Annotated in this window: 19 protein-coding genes and 1 pseudogene; 13 read left to right on the top strand and 7 right to left on the bottom strand. The window is 72.9% G+C overall.

What is annotated here, in order from left to right; genetic code table 11:
* Positions 1-595: 595 nt before the first annotated feature.
* From TR46_RS37630 to TR46_RS01110, 4 genes are all read left to right on the top strand, one after another.
* Positions 596-1,378 (top strand): ferric reductase-like transmembrane domain-containing protein, encoded by a 783-nt coding sequence (locus TR46_RS37630; RefSeq protein ID WP_152626244.1) that lies wholly within the window; start codon positions 596-598, stop codon positions 1,376-1,378.
* Positions 1,375-3,180: an FAD-dependent oxidoreductase gene (locus TR46_RS37635; RefSeq protein ID WP_052432475.1), complete on the top strand. Its 1,806-nt coding sequence runs from the start codon at positions 1,375-1,377 to the stop codon at positions 3,178-3,180. Before TR46_RS37630 ends, TR46_RS37635 begins: the two co-directional genes overlap by 4 nt.
* Positions 3,177-3,488, top strand: coding sequence for a hypothetical protein (locus TR46_RS01105; RefSeq protein WP_042392005.1), 312 nt, complete (start codon positions 3,177-3,179; stop codon positions 3,486-3,488). The genes TR46_RS37635 and TR46_RS01105 overlap by 4 nt, the downstream gene beginning before the upstream one ends.
* Before the next feature lie 327 nt (positions 3,489-3,815).
* Entirely contained in the window at positions 3,816-5,465 is a 1,650-nt protein-coding gene (locus TR46_RS01110) for an ABC-F family ATP-binding cassette domain-containing protein (RefSeq protein ID WP_042392006.1), read from the top strand.
* A gap of 28 nt (positions 5,466-5,493) precedes the next feature.
* Here TR46_RS01110 and TR46_RS01115 read toward each other — a convergent pair whose 3' ends face one another.
* Positions 5,494-5,964 carry a nuclear transport factor 2 family protein gene (locus TR46_RS01115; protein WP_042392016.1) on the bottom strand — a complete coding sequence of 157 codons (471 nt, stop codon included), beginning with the start codon at positions 5,962-5,964 and terminating at the stop codon, positions 5,494-5,496.
* Between the two features lie 173 nt (positions 5,965-6,137).
* Here TR46_RS01115 and TR46_RS01120 point away from each other — a divergent pair, with 173 nt between their 5' ends.
* A complete protein-coding gene (locus TR46_RS01120) occupies positions 6,138-6,731 on the top strand; it encodes a TetR/AcrR family transcriptional regulator (protein ID WP_236655160.1) in 594 nt (197 codons plus the stop codon).
* Positions 6,732-6,761: 30 nt separating this feature from the next.
* On the opposite strand, the gene TR46_RS01125 is transcribed toward TR46_RS01120, so the two are convergent.
* The gene (locus TR46_RS01125) at positions 6,762-7,265 is read right to left on the bottom strand and encodes a pyridoxamine 5'-phosphate oxidase family protein (protein ID WP_236655161.1); all 504 of its coding nucleotides are present in this window, start codon (positions 7,263-7,265) and stop codon (positions 6,762-6,764) included.
* Between the two features lie 163 nt (positions 7,266-7,428).
* Between TR46_RS01125 and TR46_RS01130 the strand changes: the two genes are divergently transcribed.
* Positions 7,429-8,739 carry a YhgE/Pip domain-containing protein gene (locus TR46_RS01130; RefSeq protein WP_042392019.1) on the top strand — a complete coding sequence of 437 codons (1,311 nt, stop codon included), beginning with the start codon at positions 7,429-7,431 and terminating at the stop codon, positions 8,737-8,739.
* A gap of 91 nt (positions 8,740-8,830) precedes the next feature.
* On the opposite strand, the gene TR46_RS01135 is transcribed toward TR46_RS01130, so the two are convergent.
* On the bottom strand, positions 8,831-10,420 hold the full coding sequence (locus TR46_RS01135) for a glycoside hydrolase family 43 protein (RefSeq protein WP_042392021.1): 1,590 nt from the start codon (positions 10,418-10,420) through the stop codon (positions 8,831-8,833).
* 70 nt (positions 10,421-10,490) lie between these two features.
* Positions 10,491-11,543, bottom strand: a complete 1,053-nt coding sequence (locus TR46_RS01140; RefSeq protein ID WP_042392023.1) for a LacI family DNA-binding transcriptional regulator — start codon at positions 11,541-11,543, stop codon at positions 10,491-10,493.
* A 200-nt stretch (positions 11,544-11,743) separates the two neighbouring features.
* Here TR46_RS01140 and TR46_RS01145 point away from each other — a divergent pair, with 200 nt between their 5' ends.
* The 5 genes from TR46_RS01145 (at position 11,744) to TR46_RS01165 (ending at position 17,955) form a co-directional block, all read left to right on the top strand.
* Entirely contained in the window at positions 11,744-13,006 is a 1,263-nt protein-coding gene (locus TR46_RS01145) for an ABC transporter substrate-binding protein (protein ID WP_042392025.1), read from the top strand.
* A complete protein-coding gene (locus TR46_RS01150; RefSeq protein WP_084717702.1) occupies positions 13,006-14,031 on the top strand; it encodes a carbohydrate ABC transporter permease in 1,026 nt (341 codons plus the stop codon). The genes TR46_RS01145 and TR46_RS01150 overlap by 1 nt, the downstream gene beginning before the upstream one ends.
* 2 nt (positions 14,032-14,033) lie before the next feature.
* Positions 14,034-14,891, top strand: a complete 858-nt coding sequence (locus tag TR46_RS01155) for a carbohydrate ABC transporter permease (protein WP_042392027.1) — start codon at positions 14,034-14,036, stop codon at positions 14,889-14,891.
* 80 nt (positions 14,892-14,971) lie between these two features.
* Positions 14,972-17,344, top strand: a complete 2,373-nt coding sequence (locus TR46_RS01160; RefSeq protein WP_042392029.1) for a beta-xylosidase/alpha-l-arabinosidase — start codon at positions 14,972-14,974, stop codon at positions 17,342-17,344.
* Positions 17,345-17,559: 215 nt separating this feature from the next.
* Entirely contained in the window at positions 17,560-17,955 is a 396-nt protein-coding gene (locus tag TR46_RS01165) for a DoxX family protein (protein WP_042392032.1), read from the top strand.
* Here the strand turns inward: TR46_RS01165 and fxlM are convergent.
* The 3 genes from fxlM to TR46_RS01180 form a co-directional block, all read right to left on the bottom strand.
* Positions 17,945-19,150, bottom strand: coding sequence for a methyltransferase, FxLD system (fxlM, locus tag TR46_RS01170; protein WP_052432476.1), 1,206 nt, complete (start codon positions 19,148-19,150; stop codon positions 17,945-17,947). The genes TR46_RS01165 and fxlM overlap by 11 nt on opposite strands.
* 47 nt (positions 19,151-19,197) lie before the next feature.
* Positions 19,198-20,328 (bottom strand): baeRF3 domain-containing protein, encoded by a 1,131-nt coding sequence (locus TR46_RS01175; protein ID WP_042392034.1) that lies wholly within the window; start codon positions 20,326-20,328, stop codon positions 19,198-19,200.
* A 154-nt stretch (positions 20,329-20,482) separates the two neighbouring features.
* Positions 20,483-21,073 carry a hypothetical protein gene (locus TR46_RS01180; protein WP_042392037.1) on the bottom strand — a complete coding sequence of 197 codons (591 nt, stop codon included), beginning with the start codon at positions 21,071-21,073 and terminating at the stop codon, positions 20,483-20,485.
* Positions 21,074-21,300: 227 nt separating this feature from the next.
* Between TR46_RS01180 and TR46_RS01185 the strand changes: the two genes are divergently transcribed.
* Together TR46_RS01185 and TR46_RS42030 are read left to right on the top strand one after the other, a co-directional pair.
* Positions 21,301-24,714: an FtsX-like permease family protein gene (locus TR46_RS01185; protein WP_042392039.1), complete on the top strand. Its 3,414-nt coding sequence runs from the start codon at positions 21,301-21,303 to the stop codon at positions 24,712-24,714.
* Positions 24,714-26,190: pseudogene (locus TR46_RS42030) on the top strand (hypothetical protein); the annotation flags it as partial. The gene TR46_RS01185 and the pseudogene TR46_RS42030, both read left to right, overlap by 1 nt.

Consider the following 26,190-nt stretch of genomic DNA (forward strand, 5'->3'; position numbering starts at 1 on the left):
GTTCATGGATCGCGCAATGGTCATGTTGCTTCAGAAGCCAATCAGTACAGGTTAATGGCATAATTTCGTTGCAATGGCTGTGCGCTGCAGTGCAACGGCGCGCACCTGTTCGTTGCATTGGGATGAAGATGAACGCTATGCGGACCGCCGGCTCCTCCAGCCGGGAGCGCGGGAGGCCGTCATGGTCGTGCCGACGCGCCCACGCGAGACCCGGTACCGCCTGCCGCGCCGGACTCGCGGCCTTCCCGGGAATCTGGGAATTTCCAGGGCATCGGCTGGTAATTGATCCGCCGGGAATCATTGTTCGATTGCGCCGCAGGGCATTGTTGATTTCCCGGGAATAGTTGCCTATATCCCGTTTTCTCCTGCTTGGGCGTGGCCTGTCCGGTCGGCTTCGACCAGGCGCGATCCGGTGGTGTAGCCTCCCCCCGAAGCAGCGCGCCCTTCCGGGGAAAGGGATCGGACACACCTTGCCCGGATCCGTGTCACATTATTGTGCAGAAAGGGTGAATACCCATTCGGATCTCCGCCGGGCGTTAATCCGGGCCTTTGCCTGCCGGGTTTCCGGGGCGCGCCGACGCAAGGAGTCCAGGACATGCTCCGATCTTTCGGAGAGCGAACGGCTGCGCCCCCGAGCAGCCGCCGACGGATCGCTCCCCCCGTCACGGCAGCGCTCGTCCTCGTGCTGCTGGGGTTCGTCGTCCCCGCTCTTCTCGCACCGTCCCCCGCACACGCCGAAGCGGCGGCGGCCGCCGTCGCGCCGATTCCCGGCTCACCGCTGGACGCCTACGACAAGGGTGTCAGCTACGACCCGGGTGTGCACATGATCGCCCGGGTCTTCGCGCTGATCGCCTATGTACTGATGGTCGCCACCATCGTCCTCGGCGCTGTGCTGCGACTCAGATTCATGCAACGCGCCGTCAACCGGCAGACCTTCTACGGCGCCCATATGGTGCTGGCGCTCTCCGCCCTGATATTCGGCGCGCTGCACGGCTTCACGTTCGTGTACCAGCCGATCTGGCAGATCGGCGCGCGCGAACTGACCGTTCCGTTCACCGGCGGGGTGCAGCGGCTCCCGGTGGGGCTCGGCATCCTCGGCACCGAACTCGCCGTCGCCGTCGGCTGCTCGGTCTGGCTGCAGCGGCGGCTCGGCTACCACCGGTGGCTGAGGTTCCATCAACTCGCCTATGTCGCCTTCGCGCTGATCTGGCTGCATGTCTTCCTGGTGCACCCCGAACCGCGCCACGACAACCTGGTGGCGATCGGCGTCGCCGCAGGGGCCGGCACCTGCCTGTTCGCCTTCCTGATCCGCGCCTTCCCCTCGCGGTCCCGGCTGCGGCAGCGGGCCTTCCCCGCCGGTGAGGGGGTCGGCCGATGACGGACTCCCACTCCGGCTATCCGCAGGCGGCCTGTCCGCCCCCGCAGCCCGGCCGGCCCCGGGCCGGCCATCCTCAACTCCAGCCGGGCCGGCCCGAGCCCGGTCACTGGTACCCGGTGCCGGTCCAGCCCCAGCAGCCGGTCCCGATGCCGTCCCAGCAGTACCCGCCCCAGCAGTACCCGGTCGGCCCGCACCCGGTCCAGCACCTGCCGGTCCCGCCGTCCGAAGTGCGGCCCGCGCCGGTCCCGGCCGACTCCTTCGACCTCGCCCGCCCGGTGCTGGTCCCGGAGGCCGAGCCGGTCCGGGTCAGCGTGGACAACAACCGCTGCCACATCTACGGCATCTGCCAGCAGGAGGCGCCGGAGGTCTTCCGGATCTCCGAGGGCGGCTCGCTGCACTACACCCGCAGCGTGCCCGCACAGTTCGCGGCCCAGGCCCGGCAGGCGGTGCGCTGCTGCCCGATGCAGGCCATCGCGATCCGCGGCGGCGAGGCCCCGGGCGGCGGTTCCGCCGAACGCCGGGCCTCGGGCCGCCCGTTGCGGAGCGGATCGGCCTCGCGGTCGAGCCGCAGGCGGATCGTGGTGGCCGGCGGCGGCCTGGCCGGGCTGAGCGCCGCGACCAGGCTCAGGGACCGCGGCTTCGACGGCGAGCTGGTCCTGGTCGGCGAGGAGACCCGCCGCCCCTACAGCCGGCCGCCGCTGTCCAAGCAGTACCTGGCGGGCGCGCTGGACGAGGACGACCTGGTCTTCCGGGCCGATGAGACGCTGGACGCGCACTGGCTGCTGGACACCCGGCTGGTCGGCCTGGACGTCGAGAAGCGCACCCTGGAACTGCGCGGAGGGGAGCGGCTGCCCTACGACGGGCTGGTGCTGGCGACCGGTGTGGACGCCAAGCGGCTGCCCGAGGCGCCGGTCTTCAGCGAGCGGGTGCGCACCATCCGCACCCTGGCGGACGCCGACGCGGTACGGCGGGCCATGCACGCCGCCCGCGCGCACCATGTGGTGATTCTCGGTGGCGGCTTCGTCGGCTGCGAACTGGCCTGCACCGCACGGGAACACGGCATGGACGTGACCCTGGTGGTGCACAGCGCCCCGCTGCTGCGCCGGGTGCTCGGCAGTCAGGTGGGCACGGTGGTCGGCGACATCCAGCGCCGGGCCGGCGTCGACGTCCGGCTCGGCACCGAGATCACCGACTGGCAGGACCACGGCGACGTGCTGCGGCTGCGGTTGACCGACGGAGCGGTGCTGGACTGCGACTTCGTGGTGCTCGGGCTGGGCAGCGAGCCGCGGACCGAGTGGCTGCGCGGCAGCGGGCTCGACGTTTCCGACGGTGTGCTCTGCGACCCGACCTGCCACGCGGTGGACGTGTGGGGCCGGTCGCACCCCAATATCGTCGCGGCCGGGGACGTGGCCCGCTGGCCCAATCCGCGCTTCGACGCGCAGCCGCGAAGGGTCGAACACCTGATCCACGCAGTCGAGATGGGCCAGCACGCCGCCGACTCGCTGCTGCGCGGCCCGGACCGCGCCGCCCGGTTCACCCCGGTACCGCGCTTCTGGTCCGAGCAGCACGGCACCCGGATCCAGGCCGTGGGCATCCCCGCGCTGGGCACGGACGTCGAGGTGCTGGAGGGCTCGCTGCGTTCGGAGCGCTTCATCGCCCGCTACACCAGGCCGAGCGAGTACGGCCCGCAGACGGTCGCCGTGGTCGCCTTCGACATGCCGCTGGAACTGCTGGCCTACCGGGACGACATCGGCCGTACCCGTCCGCACTCGCGTCCCGTCAACCGAAGGAGGCGTCGTTGAGCCGGCGCGTCAACCGCAACCGCCGCGCCGGACGGGCCCCGTCCGGCGGGGCGCTGCCCTGGATGCTGAGCCTGCCGGCCCGGATGCACCTGCGCTGGCTGGTGATCCTTGTCGTCCTGGTGGCGGCGCTGGGGGCGTACGCCAGAGTGCTGGCGACGGCCGGGCCGATGCCGCCCGGCAAGGCGCCGGTGGTCGGGACGACGGTTGTCGGCACCCCGGTGGCCGGCACCCCGGTGGTCGGCAGGACGTCGCCGTCGGAGCCATCGGTGCCGTCGACGTCACCGACCCCGACGTCCAGAGTGGGCTGACGGCCGGCGCGGGTGCGGCTGTCGTGCGTAAAACCGTTTGCGGCCGCACCGGGGCCCGCCTAGCCTGATGCAGTACCTGAAGCCGCCCGACAGGAGAAGGCCGTTGCTCGTCTGAGTCCGGAGACACCGCAGCCATCGTGCTCGCGTGCCCCAGTCCGACTCGGCGATCAGCCATGCCCTCCCTGTTCCTGGGCGGCGTTGTCGTTCGTGGCAGCTCTGTCGTTCGTGGCAGTTCTGCCATAGCTGCTCCCGCAGTGTGTGCCTGCCTGCGGGGCTGTCGGTGTCTCCCTCCGTGCCGCCACTCACACCGACACCGGGAGCCGCTCCATGTCTCATACCGTGCACACCCCCACCACCCCCGCCGCCTCGCTGGTCTGCTCCGGACTCGGCTTCGGCTGGCCGGACGGCCGCATCCTGTTCAAGGACTTCGACCTGGCCGTCGGCCCCGGCCGGACCGGTCTGGTCGGGCTGAACGGCTCCGGCAAGTCCACCCTGTTGCGGCTGCTCACCGGTGAACTGAGCCCGGACGCCGGCAGCGTGGCCGTCACCGGCGCCCTCGGGTACCTCCCGCAGAACCTGGTACTGGACGCGGCCCTGCCGGTGGCCGAGGTGCTGGGCATCGCGGACACCCGGGCGGCGCTGCTGGGCATCGAGCGCGGTGAGGCCACCGAGGCGAACTTCGCCGTAGTCGGCGACGACTGGGACGTCGAGGAGCGGGCCAGGGCCACCCTGGACCGGCTCGGGCTCCGGGCCGTGCGCCTGGGCGGCACCGTCGGCGAGGTCTCCGGCGGCGAGGCCGTACTGCTGGGCCTGGCCGGGCAGTTGCTCAGGCAGCCCGAGGTGCTGCTGCTGGACGAGCCGACCAACAACCTGGACCTTGACGCCCGCGAGCGGCTCTACGACGTCGTCGCCTCCTGGCGCGGCGCGCTGGTCGTGGTCAGCCACGACCGGGAGCTGCTGGAGCGGGTGGACCGGATCGCCGATCTGCGCGACGGCTCGGTGCACTGGTACGGCGGCGGCTTCAGCGCCTACCAGGAGGCGCTGGCTGTCGAGCAGGAGGCGGCCGAGCGGATGGTCCGGGTCGCCGAGGCCGACGTCCGCCGCCAGCAGCGCGAACTGGTGGACACCCAGGTCACGTTGGCCCGGCGGAAGCGCTTCGGCCAGAAGCAGTACGACAGCAAGCGCGAGCCGAGGATCGTGATGAACGAGCGCAGGCGGCAGGCCCAGGTCTCCTCGGGCAAGCTGCGGATCCAGCAGCAGGAGAAGGTGGCCGAGGCCAGGGAGCGGCTGGCCGGGGCCGAACTGGCGGTCCGTGCCGACGCCGAGATCAGGGTGGACCTGGCAGCCAGCGAGGTCCCGGCCGGGCGCACCGTGCTGACGGTCCGCGGGCTACGCACCCGCTACGCCGCCGAAGGCGTGGCGCTCGACCTGGACCTGCGCGGCCCCGAGCGGATCGCCCTGGTCGGCGGCAACGGCGCGGGCAAGACCACGCTGCTGCGCACGCTGGTCGGCGAACTCGACCCGCTGTCCGGCGAGGTGGATCCGGCGGTGCCGCTGCGCTACCTTCCGCAGCGGCTGGACGTGCTCGACGACGACCTGTCGGTGGTGGGCAATGTCGCCCGCTTCGCCCCGTCCGCCACCGACAACCAGATCCGGGCCCGGCTGGCCCGGTTCCTGTTCCGCGGCGCCCGGGCGGACCAGCAGGTCGCCACCCTCTCCGGCGGCGAGCGCTTCCGGGCCGCCCTGGCCGCGCTGATGCTGGCGGAACCGGCCCCGCAACTGCTGCTGCTGGACGAGCCCACCAACAACCTGGACCTGTCCAGCGTGCGCCAGCTGTCCACGGCGCTCGCCTCCTACCAGGGCGCCCTGGTCGTGGCCGGCCACGACCTGCCGTTCCTGCACGGCGTCGGCATCACCCGCTGGCTGCGCCTGGACCGCGGGACCGGCCTGTCCCCGTGGCAGCCGCCGCAGGAGTGAGACCTGGCGCAGGAGGCCCGACCGGCGCTCAGCGCTCCGGGGTGCTCGCAGTGCTCGCGGAGTCCAGTGCCGCGAGCACAGCGGGGAGTTGGCCGCCGGCGGCGGCCAGTGCCAGATGGTCGTGGAAGTCGCGGGTCGCCACGATCAGGCCGTCCCGGACGGTGAGGACCTGGATGTTGGCCACGTCGAAGCTGCGACCGGTGGAGGGGACGCGTCCGCGATAGTCGAACTCGGCGACGATCACCTCGGGGTCGGCGGTCTCGTGCACCCGGACGTTGTGGGCCTGCAGTTCGATGTCCTGGCCGGCGGCGGAGGCGCCGGTGAAGCGGCGGCGGAGCGCCTCGCGGCCGGTGATCGTGGTCGGTGCGGGCAGGTCGAAGGGGATCTCGACGCGAGCGTCCTCGGCGTAGAGGTCGGGGATCTCCTTCCACCGGCGGGCCGTGATGTGGTCGATGAGGGCTTCGAAGGCCTGGCGCGGGGTGCGGGCTGGCGCGGACATGGCTCCTCCTGGGCAGATCCGGCTAGAATCGGAGTTGTGACTCCGATTACACGATACGGACTGGCTACTCCGTTTGTCCAGGGATCGACCGAAGGCGGGACCCGATGACGTCCGATCCCACGCCTGCTGCGCCTGCCGCGTCCGCTGTGCCTGCTGTGCCTGCTGTGCCTGCTGTGCCTGCTGTGCCTGTGGCGTCCGGGGCGCCGGTCCGCCCGCTGCGTGCCGATGCCCGGCGCAACCGGGAGCGGCTGCTGGCGGTGGCCGAGGAGGTCTTCGCCGCCAAGGGGACCGGGGCGTCCACCGAGGAGATCGCCCGGCAGGCCGGTGTCGGGATCGGCACCGTCTTCCGGCACTTCCCCACCAAGGAGGCCCTGCTGGCGGCGGTCTTCCTGGGGCGGTTCGAGCGGCTCGGGGAGCAGGCCAGGGCGCTGTCCACCGCGGCGGAGCCGGGCCCGGCGTTCTTCGAGTTCTTCACCCTGGTCGTCGATCAGGCCCCGGCGAAGAACGCATTCGCGGACGCGATGGAACAGGCCGGTGTCGACGTCCAGGGGGTGACCTCGGGAATCGCCGGGGAGTTGACCGCGGCCCTGGAGGAACTGCTGGGCCGGGCCCAGGCGGTCGGCGCGGTCCGGGCGGACCTGGGCGTCGCGGAGCTCAAGGCGCTGCTGGTCGGCGCGTCCAGGGCGGTCGAGTTCGCCGGGGACCGGGAGGCCTGCGCACGTACGCTCGCGGTCTTCGTGGACGGGATGCGGCCGACGGGGGGCTGAGCCGGTGCGGGCCGCAGAGGTCCGCCTTCCTCAGGCGGACCACTCCTGCTTGTGGCCGAATCCCCGGCCGTTGTCGATCAGCCGCAGCCAACTGGGCCGCAGGGCCCACAGGTCGGTGCGCCGCAGTGCCTCGCGCAGACGCGGATCGTCGGCGACGAAGGGGAACCTGGCGGTATAGGCGGCCCAGCCCGCCTCTCGCTGATCACCCGTCAGCAGCTCGCACCGACCGCGCCCCTGAATTCCCGTCAGCGACAGCCAGTCCTGACCGTCGGCCTGCGCGGTGAACGCTGCCGAACCGTCGGCGGCCAGGGCGCCGCCGTGCCGGGTGCTGCGGGAGGTGACCAGGACCAGCGAGCTGTCCGGTGCGCAGGCGTACAGCACGGCGCAGGCCCCGGGGCCCTCGGCGTCGGCGTAGGCGAGGGTCAGCGTGGTGTGCGCGGCCAGCGCGGCGCGGATCTCCGGCGGGTACGCGGTCGGGTGGGCTGCCGGGTGGGCGGTCCGGTGGGCCGGCGGGTGGGCGGAGGCGCTGGTCAAGGGGGCTCCGTGGGGTCGGGGGCGGTGGGTCCGGCCGTCCATCCAACCAGACGCCCGCTCGGCCAGACGGGCGGAACCGCCGCGCGGGCCGGGCGGGGCGCCCGGTCCGCGCGGCGTCAGCGGTTACGTTGCCCGGGCCGACCACTGAAGCCCCTGGAGCGCCATGTCTTCCCCTCTCCGCCCCCCGGGCCGGTCGCGGCCGGGACAGGTGCGCCCGCTCCAGGTGCTGCGCAACCCCAAGATCTGGATTTTTCCCACCGTCATCGTCACGCTCGTGGTCCTGCTGCTCTCGCTCCTCTACATGGGCGGCATCGTCGACCCCAACGGGAACCTGCACCGGCTGCCGGTCGGTCTGGTCAACGCCGACCGCGGCGGCGAGCTGGGCGGGCGGCAGGCCAACCTCGGCGCGCAGATCACCGACTCGATCGCCAACGCCGCCGACTCCAAGCCGCAGGCCTCCTGGCGGCGGTTGGACCTGGCCGCCGCCGAGCGGCAGTTGGCCTCCGGCAAGCTGGACGGGGTGCTGGAGGTGCCGGCCGGCTTCACCGAGGCGGTGGCCGCGCTCGGCAGCACCGGGGGCGGGACCCCGGCGCGGCCGATCGTGGACGTCCTCACCAATCCTGGCGTCGGCAGCCTGGCCTCGTCCTTCGCCAGCACCATCAACCAGACCGCCGCCCACCAGGCCTCGCTGGAGCTCGGCAGGTCCCTGACCGCCGCTGCTCCCACCGTGGCCGCCGGGACCGCCAGCAGCGCCGCACGGCTGCTGCTGGCCGACCCGATCAGCGTCTCGGTGCAGGTCGGCCACCCGATCGGGACCCACAGCGGGCTCGGCCTGACCGCCTTCTACTACACCCTGCTGCTGGTGCTGGCCGGCTTCATGGGCGGCAATGTGATCAGCAACGGCGTGGACGTCGGCCTGGGCTACGCGGACAGCGAGATCGGCCCCTGGCACACCCGCCGTCCGGTGGTGCCGATCAACCGGACCAGGACCCTGCTGGTCAAGTGGGTCATGTCGGTGGTCGTCGCCGCACTGACGTCGGCGCTCATCATGCTGGCGTGCGTGGTGGTGCTCGGCATGGACGCCTCGCACCTGTGGCTGCTCTGGGTGTTCTCGTTCTGCGCCAGCGCCACCGTGGGGCTGGGGGTGCAGGCCATCAACGCGGCCTTCGGCGGCATCGGACAGCTCGTCAGCATGTTCGTCTTCATCGTGCTGGCCCTGCCCTCCTCCGGGGCGACGGTCCCACTGGAGGCCCTGCCGGGCTTCTACCGCTGGCTGGCGGTGTTCGAGCCGATGCGGCAGCTCAGCGGGGGAGTGCGGGCCATCCTCTACTTCGACGCCCGTGCGGGGGCCGGCCTCACCCGGGCCTGGGTGATGATCGGCGTCGGGGTGCTGGTGGCTCTGGCCTTCGGCCTGGCCACCGCCTCCTACTACGACCGCAAGGGTCTGCACCGGATGGTCCCGGAGCCTGGCTAGGACTCCGACCGGGAACCCAGGAGGTCGTCGCCGAGTGCCCGGTCCAACCGGAGGTCCGCGCGTCCGACTCGGGCCAGGGGATGACGCCCGGTCAGGGCTGCGGCGAGTAGCGGAACCAGGGGAAGTCGGCGTGGTTCGCCGAACCGGGCACGCCGTGCGAGGTGGCGTAGAGGCCGATGTACGCGCCGGTGAATCCGCCGGCGGTGCGGGTGCTCAGAACGGTGGCGTCGGCCTCCGCGAAGACAACGTTCTGGTAACCGAAGTGCAGCCGCAGCCCCTCGGCGCGGACGGTCAGACGCAGCGGTGAGCCGCCCGGGGCGGGGGCGCTCGCCAGCAGCGTCTCCTGGCCGGCCCGGCGCTCGGTGAGGGTGAGCGTCGGTCGCAGACCGGCGTCCGCGCCGAGCAGCAGCCGCAGCTGGTGGTCCTCGTCCTGGAGCAGCACCAGCCCGGCCGCCTCGCCGGGCGCGGCCGGGGTGAAGTGGACCACGGTCTCGGCCTCGAAGCGGTGGTGCTGCAGCCGCCGGGCGACCAGGGCCGGGCAGGCGCGCTCGGTGACCGTCTCCGGCAGCAGCGGCAGCCGGAGCCCGGTGCCCGGTAGCCGGTGGACCGGCCGGTACGGCGTCCGCAGCAGGTTCCAGTGCGGGGCGAGGGCGGGGGCGGGGAAGTCGTCGCGTCCGTCGGCCGCGGGGGCCGCGTCGGGGCCGCCGGCCCCGGCCGGGGAGGCCCCGGTCAGCCGGACCTCCAGTTGCGGCTCGACCTGGCCGACCCCGGCGGAGAACAGCGGCCAGCCGTCCTGCCAGTCGACCCGGGCGAGGAAGGTCTCCCGGCCGAGCAGGTCGTGCGGTTCGCCGTCCGGTGCGGTCAGCGGACGGGTGGCCAGCAGCACCGCGTACCAGTCGCCGTGCTGGGTCTGCACCAGGTCGGCGTGGCCGACCCCGGTGACCGCCTGGCCGGAGCCCAGATGCCGGTGGGTCAGCAGCGGGTTGCGCGGGCAGTTGCGGTACGGGCCGGTGATCCGCTCGGCGCGGGCCGCGGTGATCGCGTGGTCGTCCGCGGTGCCGCCCTCGGCGAGCAGCAGCAGGTAGCCGTCGTCGTGGCGGTAGAGGTGCGGTCCCTCGGCCCAGACCGCGTCGACCAGCGCGCCGGAGAACAGCACGGTCTCCGGACCGCTGAACGCCCAGCCGTTGCCCGGGTCGATCGGGCGGAGCCAGATCTCGGTGCGGCCCGCGGGCTCGGCGCCGACGATCTGACGGGTGCCCAGCAGGTACGCGGAACCGTCCTCGTCGAAGAAGAGCGAGGGGTCGAAGCCGGGCGCCTCGGGCAGCCAGACCGGGTCGCTCCAGGGGCCCGCCGGGTCCTCCGCCGAGACCACGAAGTTGCCCTGCCGTCCCGGCAGGGTGCCGTCCACCAGGGTGCAGACCACGTGGAACCGGCTGCCGTCGTGCCGGATGGTCGGCGCGTATAGGCCGCCGGAGGGGCGTATCCGGTCCAGCGGGAGCTGTTCGGGACGGTCCAGGACATGGCCGGCGGGCCGCCAGTGCACCAGATCCCGGCTGTGGTGCAGCGGCAGGCCCGGGAAGTACTGGAAGGACGAGTTGACCAGGTAGTAGTCCTCGCCAACGCGGCAGACGCTGGGGTCCGGGAAGAAGCCGGGCAGTAGCGGGTTCCGTGCGGTCGGCATGGCGGAGGCACCTCGGTTCGGCGGGACTGGAGCGCAGAAAACGGGCAAAAGAGACAAAAGAGACGGTGGGTCAGACCGACGGCGCGGCCGTGCTGCTCCGCTCGATCAGCCTGGTGGCCAGGTCCAACTGGCGGGTGGCCGGGGCGGCGCCGCGGGCCAGGTCCAGGACCAGTCGGACGGCCGACTCCGCCATCTCCATGATCGGCTGGCGGACGGTGGTCAGCGGCGGGCCGACCCAGCGGGCCAGCGGCAGGTCGTCGAAGCCGACCACGCTGAGGTCCTGCGGGATGCTCAGTCCCAGCTCCCGGGCGGCCTCGTAGAGGCCGAGCGCCTGCAGGTCGTTGCCGGTGCAGATGGCGGTCGGCCGGTCCGGCCTGGAGAGCAGTTCCAGCCCCGCGGTGTAGCCGGTCTCGTGGTGGAAGTCGCCCTCGGTGACCAGGCTCTCGTCGAAGGGCACCCCGGCCGTGTCGAGCGCGGCGCGGTAGCCGTCCACCCGGGCCCGGCTGCACATCATCCGGGCCGGGCCGCTGATCACGCCGATCCTGCGGTGTCCCAGTTCGAGCAGGTGGCGGGCGGCGCTGAGGCCGCCCTGCCAGTTGGTGGCGCCGATGGCGGGCACGTCCCGGCCCGGGTCGCCGGCCGGATCTATCACCACAAAAGGGATACCGCGGCTGGTCAACTGGTCGCGCTGGGCCTGGTCCAGGTCGGACAGGACCAGGATCACCCCGACCGGGCGCCGGGCCAGCACCGCGTCGACCCAGCTCTGGCCGGGGCTCAGTCGTCCGGCCGACTCGGAGACCACCAGCGACAGGTTCTCGTCGCGGGCGACGGCCTCCACCCCGCGGATGACCTCCATCGCCCAGGGGCTCTCCAGCTCGTGGAAGACCAGGTCGATCAGCGAGGCCGGGGCGGGGCCGCTGCGCCGCCGCGGCTGGTACTCGTGCTGCTGGAGGAGTTCCTCGACACGGAGCCGGGTGGCCGGAGCCACGTCCGATCGTCCATTGAGAACCTTCGAAACTGTCGGGGCTGACACCCCTGCGGCGCGGGCGATCTCAGCGAGGGTGGCCCCGGTCGGTGAGGAGCCGTTCTCGCTGCGCAGACGTGGTTCTCGGGCGGTGCTCATGGCGGAGATGCTAGCGGACGGTCTTCGAAACCGGAATGAGATCTACCCAAGAGCATCTTGACGTCGATCACAACAGCCGTTTAAGTTCCCCGTAATCATTCGGAATTTGCTCCGAAACATTCGACACGAAGGTGTGTGTGATGGCGATCAGGTCGAAGAGTGCTCGGCAGGGGAGCCGACGGGCTGTCAGAACCACCGCGATGGTGGGGGCGGTCTGTCTCGGTCTGCTGACCGCTGCCTGCGGCTCCGGTTCGGGCTCGGGCGGCTCCGGCGGAGGCACGCTGACCGCGTACGTCTACGGCGACGGCGCTGTGAAGGTCCAGGAAGCCGCGGTCGCGGAGTTCAACAAGACCTCCAAGGTCAAGGTGAAGCTGGTCGAGGTCCCCGGCGACTCCTACCAGAACAAGCTCAACGCCGTGATGGGCTCGCCCAACGCCCCGGACCTGCTCTACAACTGGGGCGGCGGCAGCATCAAGTCCTTCGTCGACGCGGGCGAGCTGCTCGACCTGACGCCCTATCTGACCCAGGACTCCTCCTTCAAGAGCTCCTTCCTGCCGTCGGTGCTGGCGGCCGGCTCCCTCGACGGCAAGAACTACGGCATACCCATGCGCGGCATGCAGCCCGTGGTCCTCTTCTACAACAAGACCCTGTTCGCCCAGAACGGCCTGCAGGCCCCCACCACCTGGGCGGCGCTGCAGTCGGCCATCACCACCCTGAAGGCCAAGAACATCACCCCGATCGCGCTCGGCGGCGCCGACGCCTGGACCGAGCAGATGTGGCTGGAGGAGCTGCTGGACCGGATCGCCGGTCCGTCCGTCTTCCAGAAGATCGCCAACGGCGACTCCTCCGCCTGGGGCGACCCGGCGGTGCTGAAGGCCGCTCAGATGGCCAAGCAGCTCATCGACGACGGCACCTTCGGCAAGACCTTCACCGCCACCAGCTACACCAACAACGCCGCGCCGACCCTGCTGGGCACCGGCAAGGCCGCGATGCAGCTGATGGGCAGCTGGGACTACTCCAACCAGCTGTCCAACCACAAGGACTTCGCCACCAAGGACGAGGGCTGGGTCAACTTCCCGTCCGTCGAGGGCGGCACCGGCGACGCGGCCGACGTGGTCGGCAACCCGACCAACTACTGGTCGGTCAACGCGCACACCAAGAACAAGGACGCCGCCATCGCCTTCCTGAAGGCCATGGCCGCCTCCGACTACGCGAACAAGCTGGTCGCCAACGGCGACGTCCCGGCCACCACCTCGGCCAAGTCGCTGCTCTCCAGCTCGCCCAACCCGGCGTTCGCCACTTTCCAGTACGACATGGTCGAGAAGGCCCCGTCCTTCCAGCTGTCCTGGGACCAGGCGCTGCCGGCCAAGCAGGCCACCCAGATGACCACCGAGATCGGCAAGCTCTTCGCCGGCCAGGTCAGCCCCGAGCAGTTCGTCACCGACATGAAGGCGCTCAAGTAATGTCCCGTCAAGCAGAGGCCCGGTCCGCCGTGGAAGAAGGCGGGCCGGGCCGGGCCCAGGGCGGCCCCGATGGCCAGGATCAGCGCGGCGGGGACCGGCGCGGGCGGCAGGAGCCGGGCTCCCCGGCCCGGCGCAGCCTGGCCGCCCGGGTCGGACGGCCCAGCCCCGGCTGGGCGGTGCCCGGTGTGCTGTTCTTCGCGGTCTTCGCCGTGGCGCCCATGGTCTACGCGGTCTACCTCTCCTTCTGCGGGAGCTGGGGCGGCCTCGGCACGCCGCAGTTCTCCGGCCTGTCCAACTGGACCCGGCTGTTCCAGGACAGCGACGTCCGCCAGGCCACCGTCACCACCATCGTGCTGACCGTGCTGAGCTGGGCCTTCCAGACGCCGTGCGCGCTGCTGCTGGGGGTCTGGGCGGCCGGACGGGAGAAGAACCGGGCCGTGCTGTCGGCCGTGTTCTTCATCCCGCTGGTGCTGTCCACCACCGCCATCGCGCTGCTCTTCAAGGCGATCCTGGACCCCAACTTCGGTCTGGCGAGCACCATCGGGCCGTGGATCGGCTTCCCCGACGGCAACATCATCGGCTCGCCGAACGGCGCGCTGATCGCGGTCGCCTTCGTCGGCGGCTGGCAGTTCATCCCGTTCCACACCCTGATCTACCAGGGCGGCGCGCGGCAGATCCCCGAGGTGCTGTACCAGGCGGCGTCCATCGACGGCTGCGGCCGCTGGCGCCAGTTCATCCACATCACCCTGCCGCAGCTGCGGCACACGATCACCACCTCCTCGGTGCTGATCATCGTGGGCTCGCTCACCTCCTTCGAGACCGTCTTCCTGCTCACCCAGGGCGGTCCCGGCACCTCCACCACCACGCTGTCCTACGGGATGTACCGGGAGGCCTTCCAGGGCTTCGACTTCGGCTACGCGAGCGCGCTCGGCACCGCCCTCGTCGTGGTCTCCACCCTGCTGTCCCTGCTCATGGTGAAGTTCTCCGGCTTCGGGTCCATGCGCTCCACCCGGGAGGGGATGTGACCATGAGTCGCACACTCGGCGCGGCGAAGGGCCGCTCGTTCCTGTCGCTGAAGGGCAACCCGCTGGCCGGCCTCGGCGCGGGCGTCTGGCTGGTCATCGTCCTGGTCCCGCTCTACATCCTGGTCACCACCTCGCTGCGGACCCAGGACGAGGCACTCGGCGGCAACCCGCTGTCCTGGCCGAAGACGCTGACGCTGAGCAACTACAAGCTGGTGCTCGACAGCGGCTTCTGGGGCTTCCTGGTCAACAACGTGCTGGTGACCGCCTTCACGGTGGCCGCCGTGGTGGTGCTCTGCGTACCGGTCGCCTATGTGGTGGTGCGCAGCGCGGGCCGCTGGGCCAACTTCGCGTTCCGGATCTTCCTGCTCGGCCTGGCCATCCCGGCGCCGGTCACCATCGTCCCGCTGTACGTGATGATCGGGAAGATGGGCCTGTACGACTCGCTGCCGGCCATCATCCTGCCCACCGCCGCCTTCGCGATGCCGGTCACCCTGCTGATCCTGGTCGGCAGCATGCGCGACATCTCCGAGGAGCTGTACGAGGCGATGGCGCTGGACGGCGCGGGCCAGGGCCGGATCCTGATGCAGCTGGTGGTCCCGCTGTCCCGCTCCGGACTGAGCACCGTCGCCGTCTTCACCGCGCTGAACGCCTGGAACGGATTCATCTTCCCGCTGATCCTGACCCAGTCGGACAACAAGCGGGTGCTCACCACCGGCCTCTACACGCTCAGCAGCCAGTACGGCGTGAACATCCCGGCGACGCTGGCGGCCGTGGTGCTGTCCGGCATCCCGATGTTCGTCGCCTACCTGCTCGCCCGCAAGGCGCTGATCAGCGGCCTGATGGGCGTCGGCGGCAAGTGACCGTCCGGCCCTCCGGGTCCGCCCTCGCGCATTCCACCCCTGCCTTCCTGTCTGCATTCCACGAAAGGACGCCGCTTCCGATGGCGACCGAGCACGACCTCAGCCAACCCCTCGGCCCCTGGCGGGACCCGTCCCTGCCGGCCGGGACCCGGGTCGCCGACCTGATGGCCCGGATGACCCTGGAGGAGAAGGTCGCCCAGCTCTACGGCGTGTGGGTGGGCGCGGACGCGGAGGGCGGCGGTGTCGCCCCGCACATGCACGACAACCTGGCCGACCCGGTCGACCTGGACAAGCTGATCAGCACCGGACTCGGCCAGCTCACCCGGCCGTTCGGCACCGCGCCGGTCGACCCGGCGCTGGGCGCCCGCTCGCTGGCCCGCGCCCAGCAGCGGATAGCCGAGGCCAACCGCTTCGGCATCCCGGCCGTCGCCCACGAGGAGTGCCTGGCCGGCTTCGCCGCCTGGGGCGCGACCGTCTACCCGGTGCCGCTGTCCTGGGGCGCGTCCTGGAACCCGGAGCTGGTACGGGAGATGGCCGCCGCGATCGGGAGCGACCTGCGCTCGGTCGGCGTGCACCAGGGTCTCGCGCCGGTCCTGGACGTGGTCCGCGACCTGCGCTGGGGCCGGGTCGAGGAGACCATCGGCGAGGACCCCTACCTGGTGGGCACGGTCGGCGCGGCCTATGTCGCCGGTCTTGAGTCGGCCGGGATCGTGGCCACCCTCAAGCACTTCGCCGGCTACTCGGCGTCCAGCGGCGCCCGCAACCTGGGCCCGGTCCGGGCCGGCGCCCGCGAGGTCGCCGATGTCATCCTGCCCCCGTTCGAGCACGCGCTGCGGGACGGCGGCGCCCGCTCGGTGATGCACTCCTACGCCGAGATCGACGGCGTCCCGGCCGCGGCCGACCCCCGGCTGCTCACCGAACTCCTGCGCGACACCTGGGGGTTCGAGGGAACCGTGGTCGCCGACTACTTCGGCATCGGCTTCCTGGAGACCCTGCACCGCGTCGCCGCGGACCGGGCCGACGCGGCCCGGCTGGCGCTGACCGCCGGCGTGGACGTCGAGCTGCCCACGGTCCGGGCCTACGGCGAGGAGCTGGTCTCCGCCGTCCGCCGCGGAGAGGTGGACGAGCAGACGGTGGACCGGGCGCTGCGCCGGGTCCTGCTGCAGAAGTGCGAGCTGGGGCTGCTGGACCCGGACTGGTCCGCCGAGCCCGCGGCGCTCGCCGCCGGTGAGGCGTCGGGTGCGGAGCGCGGCACGGTCGACCTGGACCCGCCGCGCAATCGCGAGCTGGCCCGCCGACTGGCCGAGCAGGCCGTGGTGCTGCTGGACAACGCCGCCGGCGTGCTCCCGCTGCCGGCCGCGCCGGCGAACGGGATAGCCGTGGTGGGGCCGCTCGCCGACGAGGCGATGGCGATGATGGGCTGCTACTCCTTCCCCGCCCATGTCGGCGTGCTGCACCCGGGCACCCCGACCGGGGTGGAGGTGCGGACGGTGCTGGAGTCGCTCCGCGCCGAGCTGCCCGGCGCCGAGTTCCGGCACGTCCGCGGCTGCGAGGTCTCCGCGCCCGGCCGCGACGGCTTCGCCGAGGCCGTCGCCGCCGCCGAGGCGTCCTCGGTCTGCGTCGCCGTACTGGGCGACCGGGCCGGGCTGTTCGGCCGCGGCACCTCCGGCGAGGGCTGCGACGCCGACGACCTCACCCTGCCGGGCGAGCAGGGCGAGTTCCTGGACGCGCTGCTGGCCACCGGGACGCCGGTCGTGCTGGTGCTGCTGACCGGCCGTCCGTACGCGCTCGGGCGCTGGGCGGACCGGCTGGCCGCCGTGGTCCAGGCCTTCTTCCCGGGCGAGGAGGGCGGACCGGCCATCGCCGGAGTGCTCTCCGGGCGGGTCAACCCCTCCGGGCGGCTGCCCCTCGGCATCCCCAACGGCCCCGGCGGCCAGCCGTGGACCTACCTGCAGCCGCCTCTGGGCCTGGCCAACGAGGTCAGCAACCTCGACCCCACCCCGCTGTACGCCTTCGGCCACGGCCGCAGCTACACCACCTTCGCGTGGGAGCAGGCGGAGGCGACGGCGACCGCCGTCCCCACCGACGGCGAGGTGGAGATCAGCGTCGCGGTCCGCAACAGCGGCCAGCGCGACGGCGCCGAGGTGGTGCAGCTGTACCTGCACGACCCGGTCGCCCAGGTCACCCGCCCGGAGTCGCGGCTGGTCGGCTACGCCAGGGTGGAGATCCCGGCCGGCGGGCAGCGCCGGATCACCTTCCGCCTGCACGCCGACACCACCTCCTTCACCGGCCGCGACGGGCACCGGCTGGTCGAGCCCGGCCGGCTGGAGCTGCGGCTGGCCGCGTCCAGCGCCGAGGCCGACATCCGGTCCCGGATCCCGCTGCAGCTCACCGGCCCGGAACGGCGGGTGGACCACACCCGCGCGCTGACCTGCGCGGTCCGCGTCGGCTGAGTTCCGCCGGATCTCGGCCGCGGCGTCTGCATGGTTTGTCGCGCGGTTCCTCGCGCCCCCAGGGGTCTGCAAGTGAGCCAGTTGCAGTTGCTCAGGGGCGCGGGGAACTGCGCGACAAGCCAGTTACGGTCCGCAGCCGGAATCCTGCCCGTCTCCCGGTCACATCGGCGGCGTCCCGGTGGTCAGTGCAGTGAGGACGGAGTCGGGAGGCCGTTATGACTGCACTGTCCACCGCCGGGGTCGGCTACTGGGTCGCGACCGGGCTCGTCACCGCCGAGCTGGGGGTGGGCGGGATCTGGGACGTGCTGCGGATCTCCGAGGTCAGGGTGACCGTGGTGCACCTGGGCTATCCGGAGTACTTCCTGGTCCTGCTGGGCGTGTGGAAGATGCTCGGCGCGCTGGCCCTGCTCGCCCCGCGGCTGCCGCTGCTCAAGGAGTGGGCCTACGCCGGGGTGGTCTTCACCGACACCGGCGCGATCGTCTCGCACCTCCATGTCGGCTATGCGCTCGGCGAGTTGGCGATCCTGATCCCGTTGCTCGCACTGACGGCCGGGTCCTGGTGGCTGCGCCCGGCCTCCCGGCGGCTTCCCGGCGCGGCGGTCAGCCGATGACCATACGGGTGTGCGGCCGGTCGACGACCCGGCCGGGGGCGAGGCGGTGGTCCGGGGTGCCCGCCCGGTAGGCGCGGACGACCGGTTCGGGACCGCCGCGCCGACGGCGGTCCCAGTGCCGCACCTGTGCGGCGAGGTCCGCGGCCATGGCCGCGCGCCGCGGACCGTGCGCCCACACACCCAGCTCGAAGTCCGTCAATCCATTTTGACGCAGCGTCACATAGGCGACGGTGTCCCGGTCCCAGGTGGCCGAAGTCCCGAAGGGAAGGGTCCAGCCGAGCGGGCCGGGACCGGCCCCGACGGACGGGCCGACGTTGACGAAGCGCCCGTACCGCTCCAGCGACGCGGCCAGCCAGAAGTCCAGGTGCAGCAGGGACCTGTCGTGGGCCGGCAGGGTCACCCCGGTCCACTCCTGGTGCGCCGGGGCGGCGAAGGCGGCCCTGAGCGCCTGCGCGTCGGCGGGCTGGTCGTCGTCGACGCGCAGCTCCGCGGCCTCGTCCCCGCCGAGCAGCGCGATACCGCGCTGGGCCCGGGCGCCCTCGCCGCGGATGGGCACGAAACCGCTGGGGAGCTGTTCGTCGGCGACCCAGTGGTCCCCCTCGGGCCGGAAGGCGAAGGTGCGGGAGAGTCCGCGCAGGGTCAGCGGGACGACCAGCCGTCCGGAGGCCGGGTTCAGCTGGTCCAGCCAGGCGGCGGCGATGTCTCCGGCCTGGGCGGTCACCTCGACGGCGTCGAAGGGCGCCGCCTCGGGGACGCCGTACTCCCCGTCGCCCAGCACGGTGACCACGTTGTCCGCTCCGGCGGCGGCCAGGCCGCGTCCGGCCCCCTCGGCGAAGTCGGGGTCGATCTCCACGGTGTAGACCCGGCCCTCCGGGCCGACCAGCCGTGACAGGTAGCAGGCGTTGACGCCGGTGGCGGTGCCGATCTCCAGGATCCGCTGGCCGGGGCGGGCCCGCGTCATCCGCAGCATGTCGGCGACCAGCCCGGGTGCGGACGCCGAGCTGAGCGCCCTGCCGTCCTCGTCCCGCTTGGTGACCACCACGTCGTCCGCGTAGACCAGTTCGAGCGGCACACCGGGCAGGAACAGCTCACGCGGAACCTCGCGCAGCACGGCCTCGACCTCGGCGGAGGTGACCGCGCGCTCGGCGACCAGCCTGTCCACCAGCCTGTCGCGCAGCGTCCTGGATGTCGTCACGGGAGAGATCCTCCCTCGGGCGCGGCAGTGGGTCGACGGTCGGCGGGTCAGTAGCGCAGGACGGCGGCGATGTGCTCCATGCGGGTGAGGCTGTCGTCGGGGACGAAGCTGACCTCGGCGCCGGTGTCCAGGGCCCGCTCGATGATCTCGTCGACGATGTCCTCGCGGGCCTCGTGGCGGGCCGGGGCGTCCGACTCCGCGAGGGAGTCGGCCGGGACCAGGTGTTCGCCGCCGTCGAGGACCGCGGACCGGAAGTTCTCCTCGACGCTGAGCGAGGCGATCCGGCCCTGGGTGACGTTGGTCCAGACCTCGTCCAGCCCGGCGGCGAACTCGCGGCGGCTGCGGGCCTGGTCCAGGGCGGAGAGCAGCTCGGAGACGTGCTGCCGCTGCCGGCGCTCCAGCACCGGACCGACCGCCTTGTACAGTGCCTGCCCCGGCCCCTTGGCCAGACCGCCCTGGGTGATGTGGACGGCCTTGCCGAAGGCGGTGGGCACGCTGCCGTTGGCGGCCTCGACCAGCAGCGAGAGCGCGGCGGCCTCGCCGACCAGGAACAACGGCCGGCGGTTGGCCTCCAGTACGGGGGACGCGGCCTCGGCCGCCTGGCGGAGGAACTGCCGGGTCTGCTCGTCGCGGAAGGTGCTGGGCAGGTCGCCGATCCGCTCCTTGCGCTCCGAGTCCGGGTCCTCCAGGCTCCGGGTCAGCGGGAACCCGTCCGCGCGGTGCTCGGTGAGCCGGTCCAGGACGCCGTTCCAGAGCGAGACGTGGTCCGCCGCCACCGCGAGCACCCAGTAGGGCTGCTCGGCGATGTGGGCGGAGACCAGGTTGCGGGTCACGAAGGTCTCGGCGAGGACCACCCGGGCCGGCACCGGGCGTCCGAGCTTCCAGACCTGGTGCTCGCCGGGGGCGGCGAAGATCACCAGGCCGTCCTTGGCGTGCACCAGGTCCACCTCGGCCACGGCGCGGTCCAGCTGTTCGGTCACGTCGATCCGGTCGGCGCGGGAGACCTCCGGGTCGCTCTGCAGCCGCTCCTTCGCCTCGGCGACCAGGTTGCGCAGGCGCACCGGGTCCTGGGCGTTGTCCGGCTCCCGCCGGTGGGTCGGTACCAGCACGGAGACCGCGGGATAGCGGCGCGGCCGGCGCAGCTCGGCGAGGACGGAGGCGTTGAGGACGGGATCCATACCGGGGCTCATTCCGCAGCGGGTGGCCCTGTGCGCCGATCCACCCGGACCCGCGCACAGGCTGACCTGAATCCGACCATATGCGCCGAGATCCTGCTTTGCAGTCCGGCGGGCCCGGACCTCCGGCAGGACCGGCCTGCCGGAGGCCGCCGCCTCAGTCCTGCGGGCCGACCAGGCAGGTGACGGGGGTGCCGTCGGCGGGGGACAGGGTCGCGCGCAGGGCGTGGTCCTGGGCCAGCTCGGCGGAGAGCGGGAGCTCGCCGACCTCCGCGTCGACCTTCAGGTCCTGGCGGTGTACGGCCCCCGCCGAGACGGCCTGGACGGACAGCTCGCCCTTCACGGCGGTCATCGCGGTCCAGGTGGTGCCGCCCGACGCGTCGACCCGGTACTCCAGGGCGCACACCGGCGGGACAGGCGCCCCCGGAGGCGGTGGCCACGGTGCTCCGGGCGGCGGCAGCGGCGGCATCGCCGCGCCGGACCCGGAGGCACGCGGGCTCCGAGGGACGCGGGGGGAGGGAGCGCCGAGAGCCCCGGCCGGGCGGGCGGACGGTGCGGCGGTCGGCGAGTCCGAACCTGCCCCCGCGACCGGGCCGGCGGCGTCCGTGGCGGTCCGGGGCCCGGCCGTGACCAGGATCAGCAGTGGCACGCAGAACATCAGCAGCACTGCGACGCCTATCGCCGCATGGCCGCGCGACCGGCGCCGCGGCGGTTCCTGGAACGGCTCGGACGAACTGGTGAAAGCCATGGTGGCGCCCCCGCGGAATGGTGTGTGCCTGTGCGTCAGACTGGCAGTCCTGGGCCGTGGTTGACGTCAAGTTGCCGGAATGTGATGCCGGTTCGGGCGTCAGCTGCCCTTTCCACGGTGGCGGCCGGTGTGTAACGATCACACGGCCCCGAGGCTTCGGGTGCAGTCCGGTTCCCCGGTTGCGGGGCCACGGGTTCTCCGGTTACGGGGTTACGGGGGGTGGAGCGGTGGGCGGGTTCGTCCTGCACCGCCTGCGGGCACATCGACTGCTGCTCACGGCGGCCCTGGTGACGGTCCTGCTCGCCACCAGCGTGCTCGCCGCGCTGGCCGGCTTCACCGGTTCGGTGGGCGACGCCGGGGTCAGGCGCACCCTGCAGACCACCGACGCGGCCGACACCCCGCTGCTGTTCCAGCGCAGTCTCGCGCAGCGCCAGGACGCCGCCTCCGACGCGCAGGTCCGCGGGTTCGCGACCGAGGCCTTCCCCGGGATGTCCTTCTCGGTCACCTCCTTGGCGCTGTCGGACCCGTTCGGGCTGCCGCTCGTTGGGAGCGCTCCCGAAAGGGCGGGCGCGGCGGGCGCGCTGTCCGACCAGGCCGATCTGGCCCACCTGGGCACCCCCGACCGCTCCCGGTTGCGGCTGGTCAGCGGCGCCTGGCCGCGGGCCGCGGCGCCGGGCGGGACGGTGCAGATCGCGGTGCCGCGGTCGGCGGCGGCCCGCTTCGGTGTCACCGCGTCCGGTGTCCGCCCGCTGCTGACCCTGGTCGACCGGTTGACCGGAACCCCGCTGCGGGTGCTGGTCACCGGCGTCTACCTGCCGAAGGACGCGGACGACCCGTACTGGCAGCTCGACCCGCTGGGCGGAAAGGGCACCGGGACCACGGCCGGGACCACCGGCTACGGTCCGGTGCTGATCGACCCGGGCAGCTTCAGCGGAGGAGCGGTCGTGCAGTACCAGGTCGCCTGGGCCGCCACCCCGGACGTCGGCGCGCTGACCGCCGCACGGCTCGGGGCGCAGGCCGCGGCCGTCCGCGCCACCCTCGCCAGGGTCGCCGCGGCGAGCAGCGTCACCGGCGGATCCTTCACCGCGTCGAGTCGGTTCCCCGCCGTGCTGGACCAGTTGCAGCGGTCAGTACTGGTGGCCAGATCCACCCTGCTGGTGGCCGTGCTGCAACTGGCTCTGCTGTCCCTGCTGGTGCTGCTGCTGGTGGCCAGGATGCTGGCCGAGGCGCACCGCGGCGAGAACGAGCTGCTCCGGTCCCGGGGCGCGGCCGGGCCGATGATCACCCGGTTCGCGGCCGCCGAAGCCGGTCTGGTGGTGCTGCCCGCCGCCGTGTTCGCGCCCATGATGGCCGGGCCGCTGATCCGGGTCATCGGGGCGCACGGCCCCACCGGCTCGGCCGGGTTGGCGCTGAGCGGCTCGCTGCCGACGTCGGTCTGGTGGATGTCGCTGGCCGGGGCGCTCGGCGGTGCCGTACTGATCCTCGGCCCGGCGCTGGCAGGCACCCGCCAGGTTGCCGAGCGCCGGCGCCGGGGCCGCCGGCCCCGGCTGGCCGGGTTCCTGCGCGGCGGGGCCGACTTCGCCCTGGTCGCACTGGCCGTCGCCGCCTACCTCCAACTACGGGGCGCCGGCGCGGGTGCGCTGTCCACCGACAGCGGCGGGACCCTGGGCGTCGACCCGGTGCCGGTCGCGGCCCCGGCCCTGGCCCTGTGCGCCGGAACGGTGCTGACGCTGCGTCTGCTGCCGCTGGTGACCCGGGTTCTGGAGCGGTGGACGGTCAGGCTGCGGAGCCTCCCGGCGGCGCTGGCGGGCTGGCAGCTGTCGCGGCGGCCGAACCAGTCCACCGGGCCGGTACTGGTGCTCGCCCTCTCGGCCGCGATCGGCACCCTGGCGATCGGCCAGAGCGCCACCTGGCAGCAGGCCCAGCGGGACCAGGCGGCGTTCGCCACCGGCGGTGACGTCCGCGTCGCTGCCAGCGACACCCTGGCGTTCGGGCAGGGCGGGCTGTACTCGGGGCTTCCCGGGGTCGACTCGGCGGTGCCGGTGGCGCGAGACTCGGTGACCCTCGGCGATGGCCGCGTCGCGGCGCTGCTGGCGTTGGACAGCCGGGCCGAGGCAGACAGCTTCCCGCTGCGCCCTGATCTCGCGAAGCAGGGTGCGGCACAGCTCTTGGGAGCGCTCCCGGACCCGGCGGAGGCGGTCGCCGCGCAGGGCGACGGCATCGTCCTGCCCGGACGTCCGACGCGGCTGACGCTGCAGGTGAGCGCCCGGCTGACGGCCGGCGGCGGGGCGGTGCCGAAGATGGACCGGGCCACCGACACCTTCAGCGTGCAGGTCACCGACCGGTACGGGATCCCCTTCACACTGCCGGCCGCCGTCGTGCCCACCGACGGGCACGACCATGCGGTCACCCTGGACCTGGCCGCGGCCGCCGGCGACGGGACGCCGGCCTACCCGCTCACCGTCAGCAAGCTGGTGCTGACGACGCCGGTCTCCATGGACGGGGCGGTGCGGCAGGACTTCGCCGTCCACGCGATCTCGGTCGGCTCCGGGTCGGTGTCGTGGCGCACCTCCGCCTGGGCTGCGGCTTTCGATCCGGGGCGGATCAGCGATCTGGAGTTCTACCCGAGTGAGGCCACCTACCACGACGGGCGTCTCCTGGCCGGCGCCGATACGGCTGAGGGGCCGCTGGCGGCGGCCCTGGACAGCGGGACGATCGACCAGGCGTCGTCGGCCGGCATCGTGCCCCTGGCCACGGTCATCTTCCGCCCCCGTGCCGCGGCCGGGCTGGGAGTGCTCCCGGGCATCGCCGACCGTGCGTTCCTCAGCGCGGCAGGGGCGCACGTCGGCGACGTGGTGCCGCTGGACTCGGGCGCCGGCAGCATGCGGGTGCGGATTGTCGCCTCGGTCTCCGTCCTCCCCGGCACCGGGCCCACGGTGGGGCAGGCGGACGGCACCGGCAGCAGCGGGAGCGGCGGAGGCAGCAACGGAGGCACGGTCACCGGGGGCGCACTGCTGGTGGACCTCGCCGCCTACGACCGGCGTGCGGACGCAGCCAAGGTGGCGCCGCTGCAGCCCGGCGAGTGGTGGCTGAACACCGCCGCCGGCGGGGGCGCGGACCAGCGGGTCGCCGACGCCGTACGCGCCCACCCCGGGGTCCAGACCGTGGTGGTCCGCAGCCAGGTGCAGGCGGAACTGCTGCGCAACCCGCTGGGCGCCGGACCGCAGGGCGCACTGCTTGCGGCGATGGCCCTGGGGGTGGCGCTGTCAGCGCTCGGGCTCGGCGCGGAGGTCCTGGGCGCCGTCCGCCGCCGGGAGGCGGAGAGTGCGGTGCTGCGGGCGCTCGGGGCGTCGAAACGGATGGTCGTGCGTGGCACGGCGGTGGTGCTGGGCCTGCCGGTGCTGGTCGGCGTGGGCATCGGCGCGGTGCTGGGCGAGCTGCTCACCCGGCTGGTTGTGCCGCTGCTGGTGCTCACCCCGGAAGGCACCGTGCCGGTGCCCGAGGTCAGAGTGATCGTCCCGGCCGGCACGTTGGGCCTGCTGCTGGTCGCCGTCGCCGCGGTGCCCATGCTGCTGGCGGCGCTGTCCGGACGGTGGACCGGCGACCCGGCACGGCTGATGCACGGCATGGAGGAGGACTGATGGGAGCAGTGCGGCCGGGGCTGAGGCTCCGGGGAACCCGGCCCGGGCTCCGCGGCGGCGTGCCCGCCGTGGCACCGTGGGCGTCGACCCGGTTGCGCAGCGCCCCCGGCGCGGCGCTGGCCCTGGCGCTGCTCGCCGCCGTCCTCGTCTTCCTCGCCACGGCCCTGCCGCGCGAGGTGGACCGCGCCGACGACCGGGCACTCAGCCGCACGATCGCGGCGTCCGATCTCTCGGGCCGGGGCCTGGAGGCGGTCGACGACCTCTCACAGCTCGGTGGAGGGCGGCCCGAATCGGCGGGCCGGCTCACTCCGCCGGTGATGGCCTCGGCGCAGCGCTCGCTGCAGGCGCTGATCACCTCCCCGCTGACCGTCGACCCCGCGGCCCGCAGCTACGGCGTGCGCACGATCGGTGGACAGGACAAACTGACCGATCCGGCCCTGCCCCAGCCGGACGGGATCGCTCCGTCGATGACCCTGGACTGGCAGCCGGACCAGGCCGCGCATCTGCGGCTGACCTCCGGCCGACTGCCGCACGACCCACCCGCGCCGGAGTCGGCGTCGACCGAGCCCGTCCTCGAGATCGCGCTGAGCGTGCAGAGCGCGCGGACCCTGGGACTCAGGCCGGGTTCGCTGCTGCACCTCGCGCCGGCGACAGGTCCCGCGCTCCGACTGGAGGTGGTCGGCGTCTACCAGCCGATCGATCCTCAACTCCCGTACTGGAGCGCGGACACCAAGCTGCAGTACGCCGAGGTCGACCACACCATGGACCTGAAGCGCTACTGGAACGTCTCTGCTCTGGTCGCCTCGGGCGCCACCGGCTACCTCCCGGCGATCAGCGGCCTGGAGGAGTACTGGTGGTTCCCGCTCGCCCCGGACAGTCCGGCCGCGCACCGGATCACCGAGGCGCAGAGTCTGATGGCGAATCTGCTCAAGGGCCCGGGCGCGGACACCGCGCAGAACCTGGACACGGCACCCGGAACCGGGTTCGCGAGTACGCTCCCGGCACTGCTCAACGGCTTCTCCGCGGAGAACGACGCCCTCGGCCCGCTGATCACCGTGGGCGTCGCCGGCACGGCGGGCGTCGCCGGGACGGTGCTGCTGATGACCGCCGAGCTGGCAGCGGAGCGGCGCAGACCCGAGATCGCGCTGCTGCGTTCACGCGGCGGGAGCCTGCCGGCGCTGGCGGGACGTCTGTTCGCGGAGACCGCGGTCTGCACGGCGACCGGTGCGGTGGCGGGTGCGGCGGCGGCCCTGGTGCTGCTGCCCACCGCGCGCTGGGGCACCGCGCTCGCGGCCGGAGCGGCGGTGTGGGCGGTGACGACCGCTGTGCTGCCGCTGCGCACGCTGGCCGGGCACCGCGGAGTGCGCGCCGCCGGGCGGCCGGAGGACGTTCTGACGGTGCGTCCGTCCCGGCGGCGCACCGTGGCCGAGGCCACCGCCCTGGCGGCCGCTGCCGCCGCCGCGACCGAGGTACGCC

This window comes from Streptacidiphilus carbonis, from assembly GCF_000787775.1.
GTDB lineage: Bacteria > Actinomycetota > Actinomycetes > Streptomycetales > Streptomycetaceae > Streptacidiphilus > Streptacidiphilus carbonis.

Coding starts and splice junctions, on each gene's coding strand:
- TR46_RS37630 (WP_152626244.1), top strand. CDS start 596: ATGCTCCGATCTTTCGGAGAGCGAACGGCTGCGCCCCCGAGCAGCCGC.
- TR46_RS37635 (WP_052432475.1), top strand. CDS start 1,375: ATGACGGACTCCCACTCCGGCTATCCGCAGGCGGCCTGTCCGCCCCCG.
- TR46_RS01110 (WP_042392006.1), top strand. CDS start 3,816: ATGTCTCATACCGTGCACACCCCCACCACCCCCGCCGCCTCGCTGGTC.
- TR46_RS01115 (WP_042392016.1), bottom strand. CDS start 5,964: ATGTCCGCGCCAGCCCGCACCCCGCGCCAGGCCTTCGAAGCCCTCATC.
- TR46_RS01130 (WP_042392019.1), top strand. CDS start 7,429: ATGTCTTCCCCTCTCCGCCCCCCGGGCCGGTCGCGGCCGGGACAGGTG.
- TR46_RS01135 (WP_042392021.1), bottom strand. CDS start 10,420: ATGCCGACCGCACGGAACCCGCTACTGCCCGGCTTCTTCCCGGACCCC.
- TR46_RS01140 (WP_042392023.1), bottom strand. CDS start 11,543: ATGAGCACCGCCCGAGAACCACGTCTGCGCAGCGAGAACGGCTCCTCA.
- TR46_RS01145 (WP_042392025.1), top strand. CDS start 11,744: ATGGTGGGGGCGGTCTGTCTCGGTCTGCTGACCGCTGCCTGCGGCTCC.
- TR46_RS01150 (WP_084717702.1), top strand. CDS start 13,006: ATGTCCCGTCAAGCAGAGGCCCGGTCCGCCGTGGAAGAAGGCGGGCCG.
- TR46_RS01155 (WP_042392027.1), top strand. CDS start 14,034: ATGAGTCGCACACTCGGCGCGGCGAAGGGCCGCTCGTTCCTGTCGCTG.
- TR46_RS01160 (WP_042392029.1), top strand. CDS start 14,972: ATGGCGACCGAGCACGACCTCAGCCAACCCCTCGGCCCCTGGCGGGAC.
- TR46_RS01165 (WP_042392032.1), top strand. CDS start 17,560: ATGACTGCACTGTCCACCGCCGGGGTCGGCTACTGGGTCGCGACCGGG.
- TR46_RS01175 (WP_042392034.1), bottom strand. CDS start 20,328: ATGGATCCCGTCCTCAACGCCTCCGTCCTCGCCGAGCTGCGCCGGCCG.
- TR46_RS01180 (WP_042392037.1), bottom strand. CDS start 21,073: ATGGCTTTCACCAGTTCGTCCGAGCCGTTCCAGGAACCGCCGCGGCGC.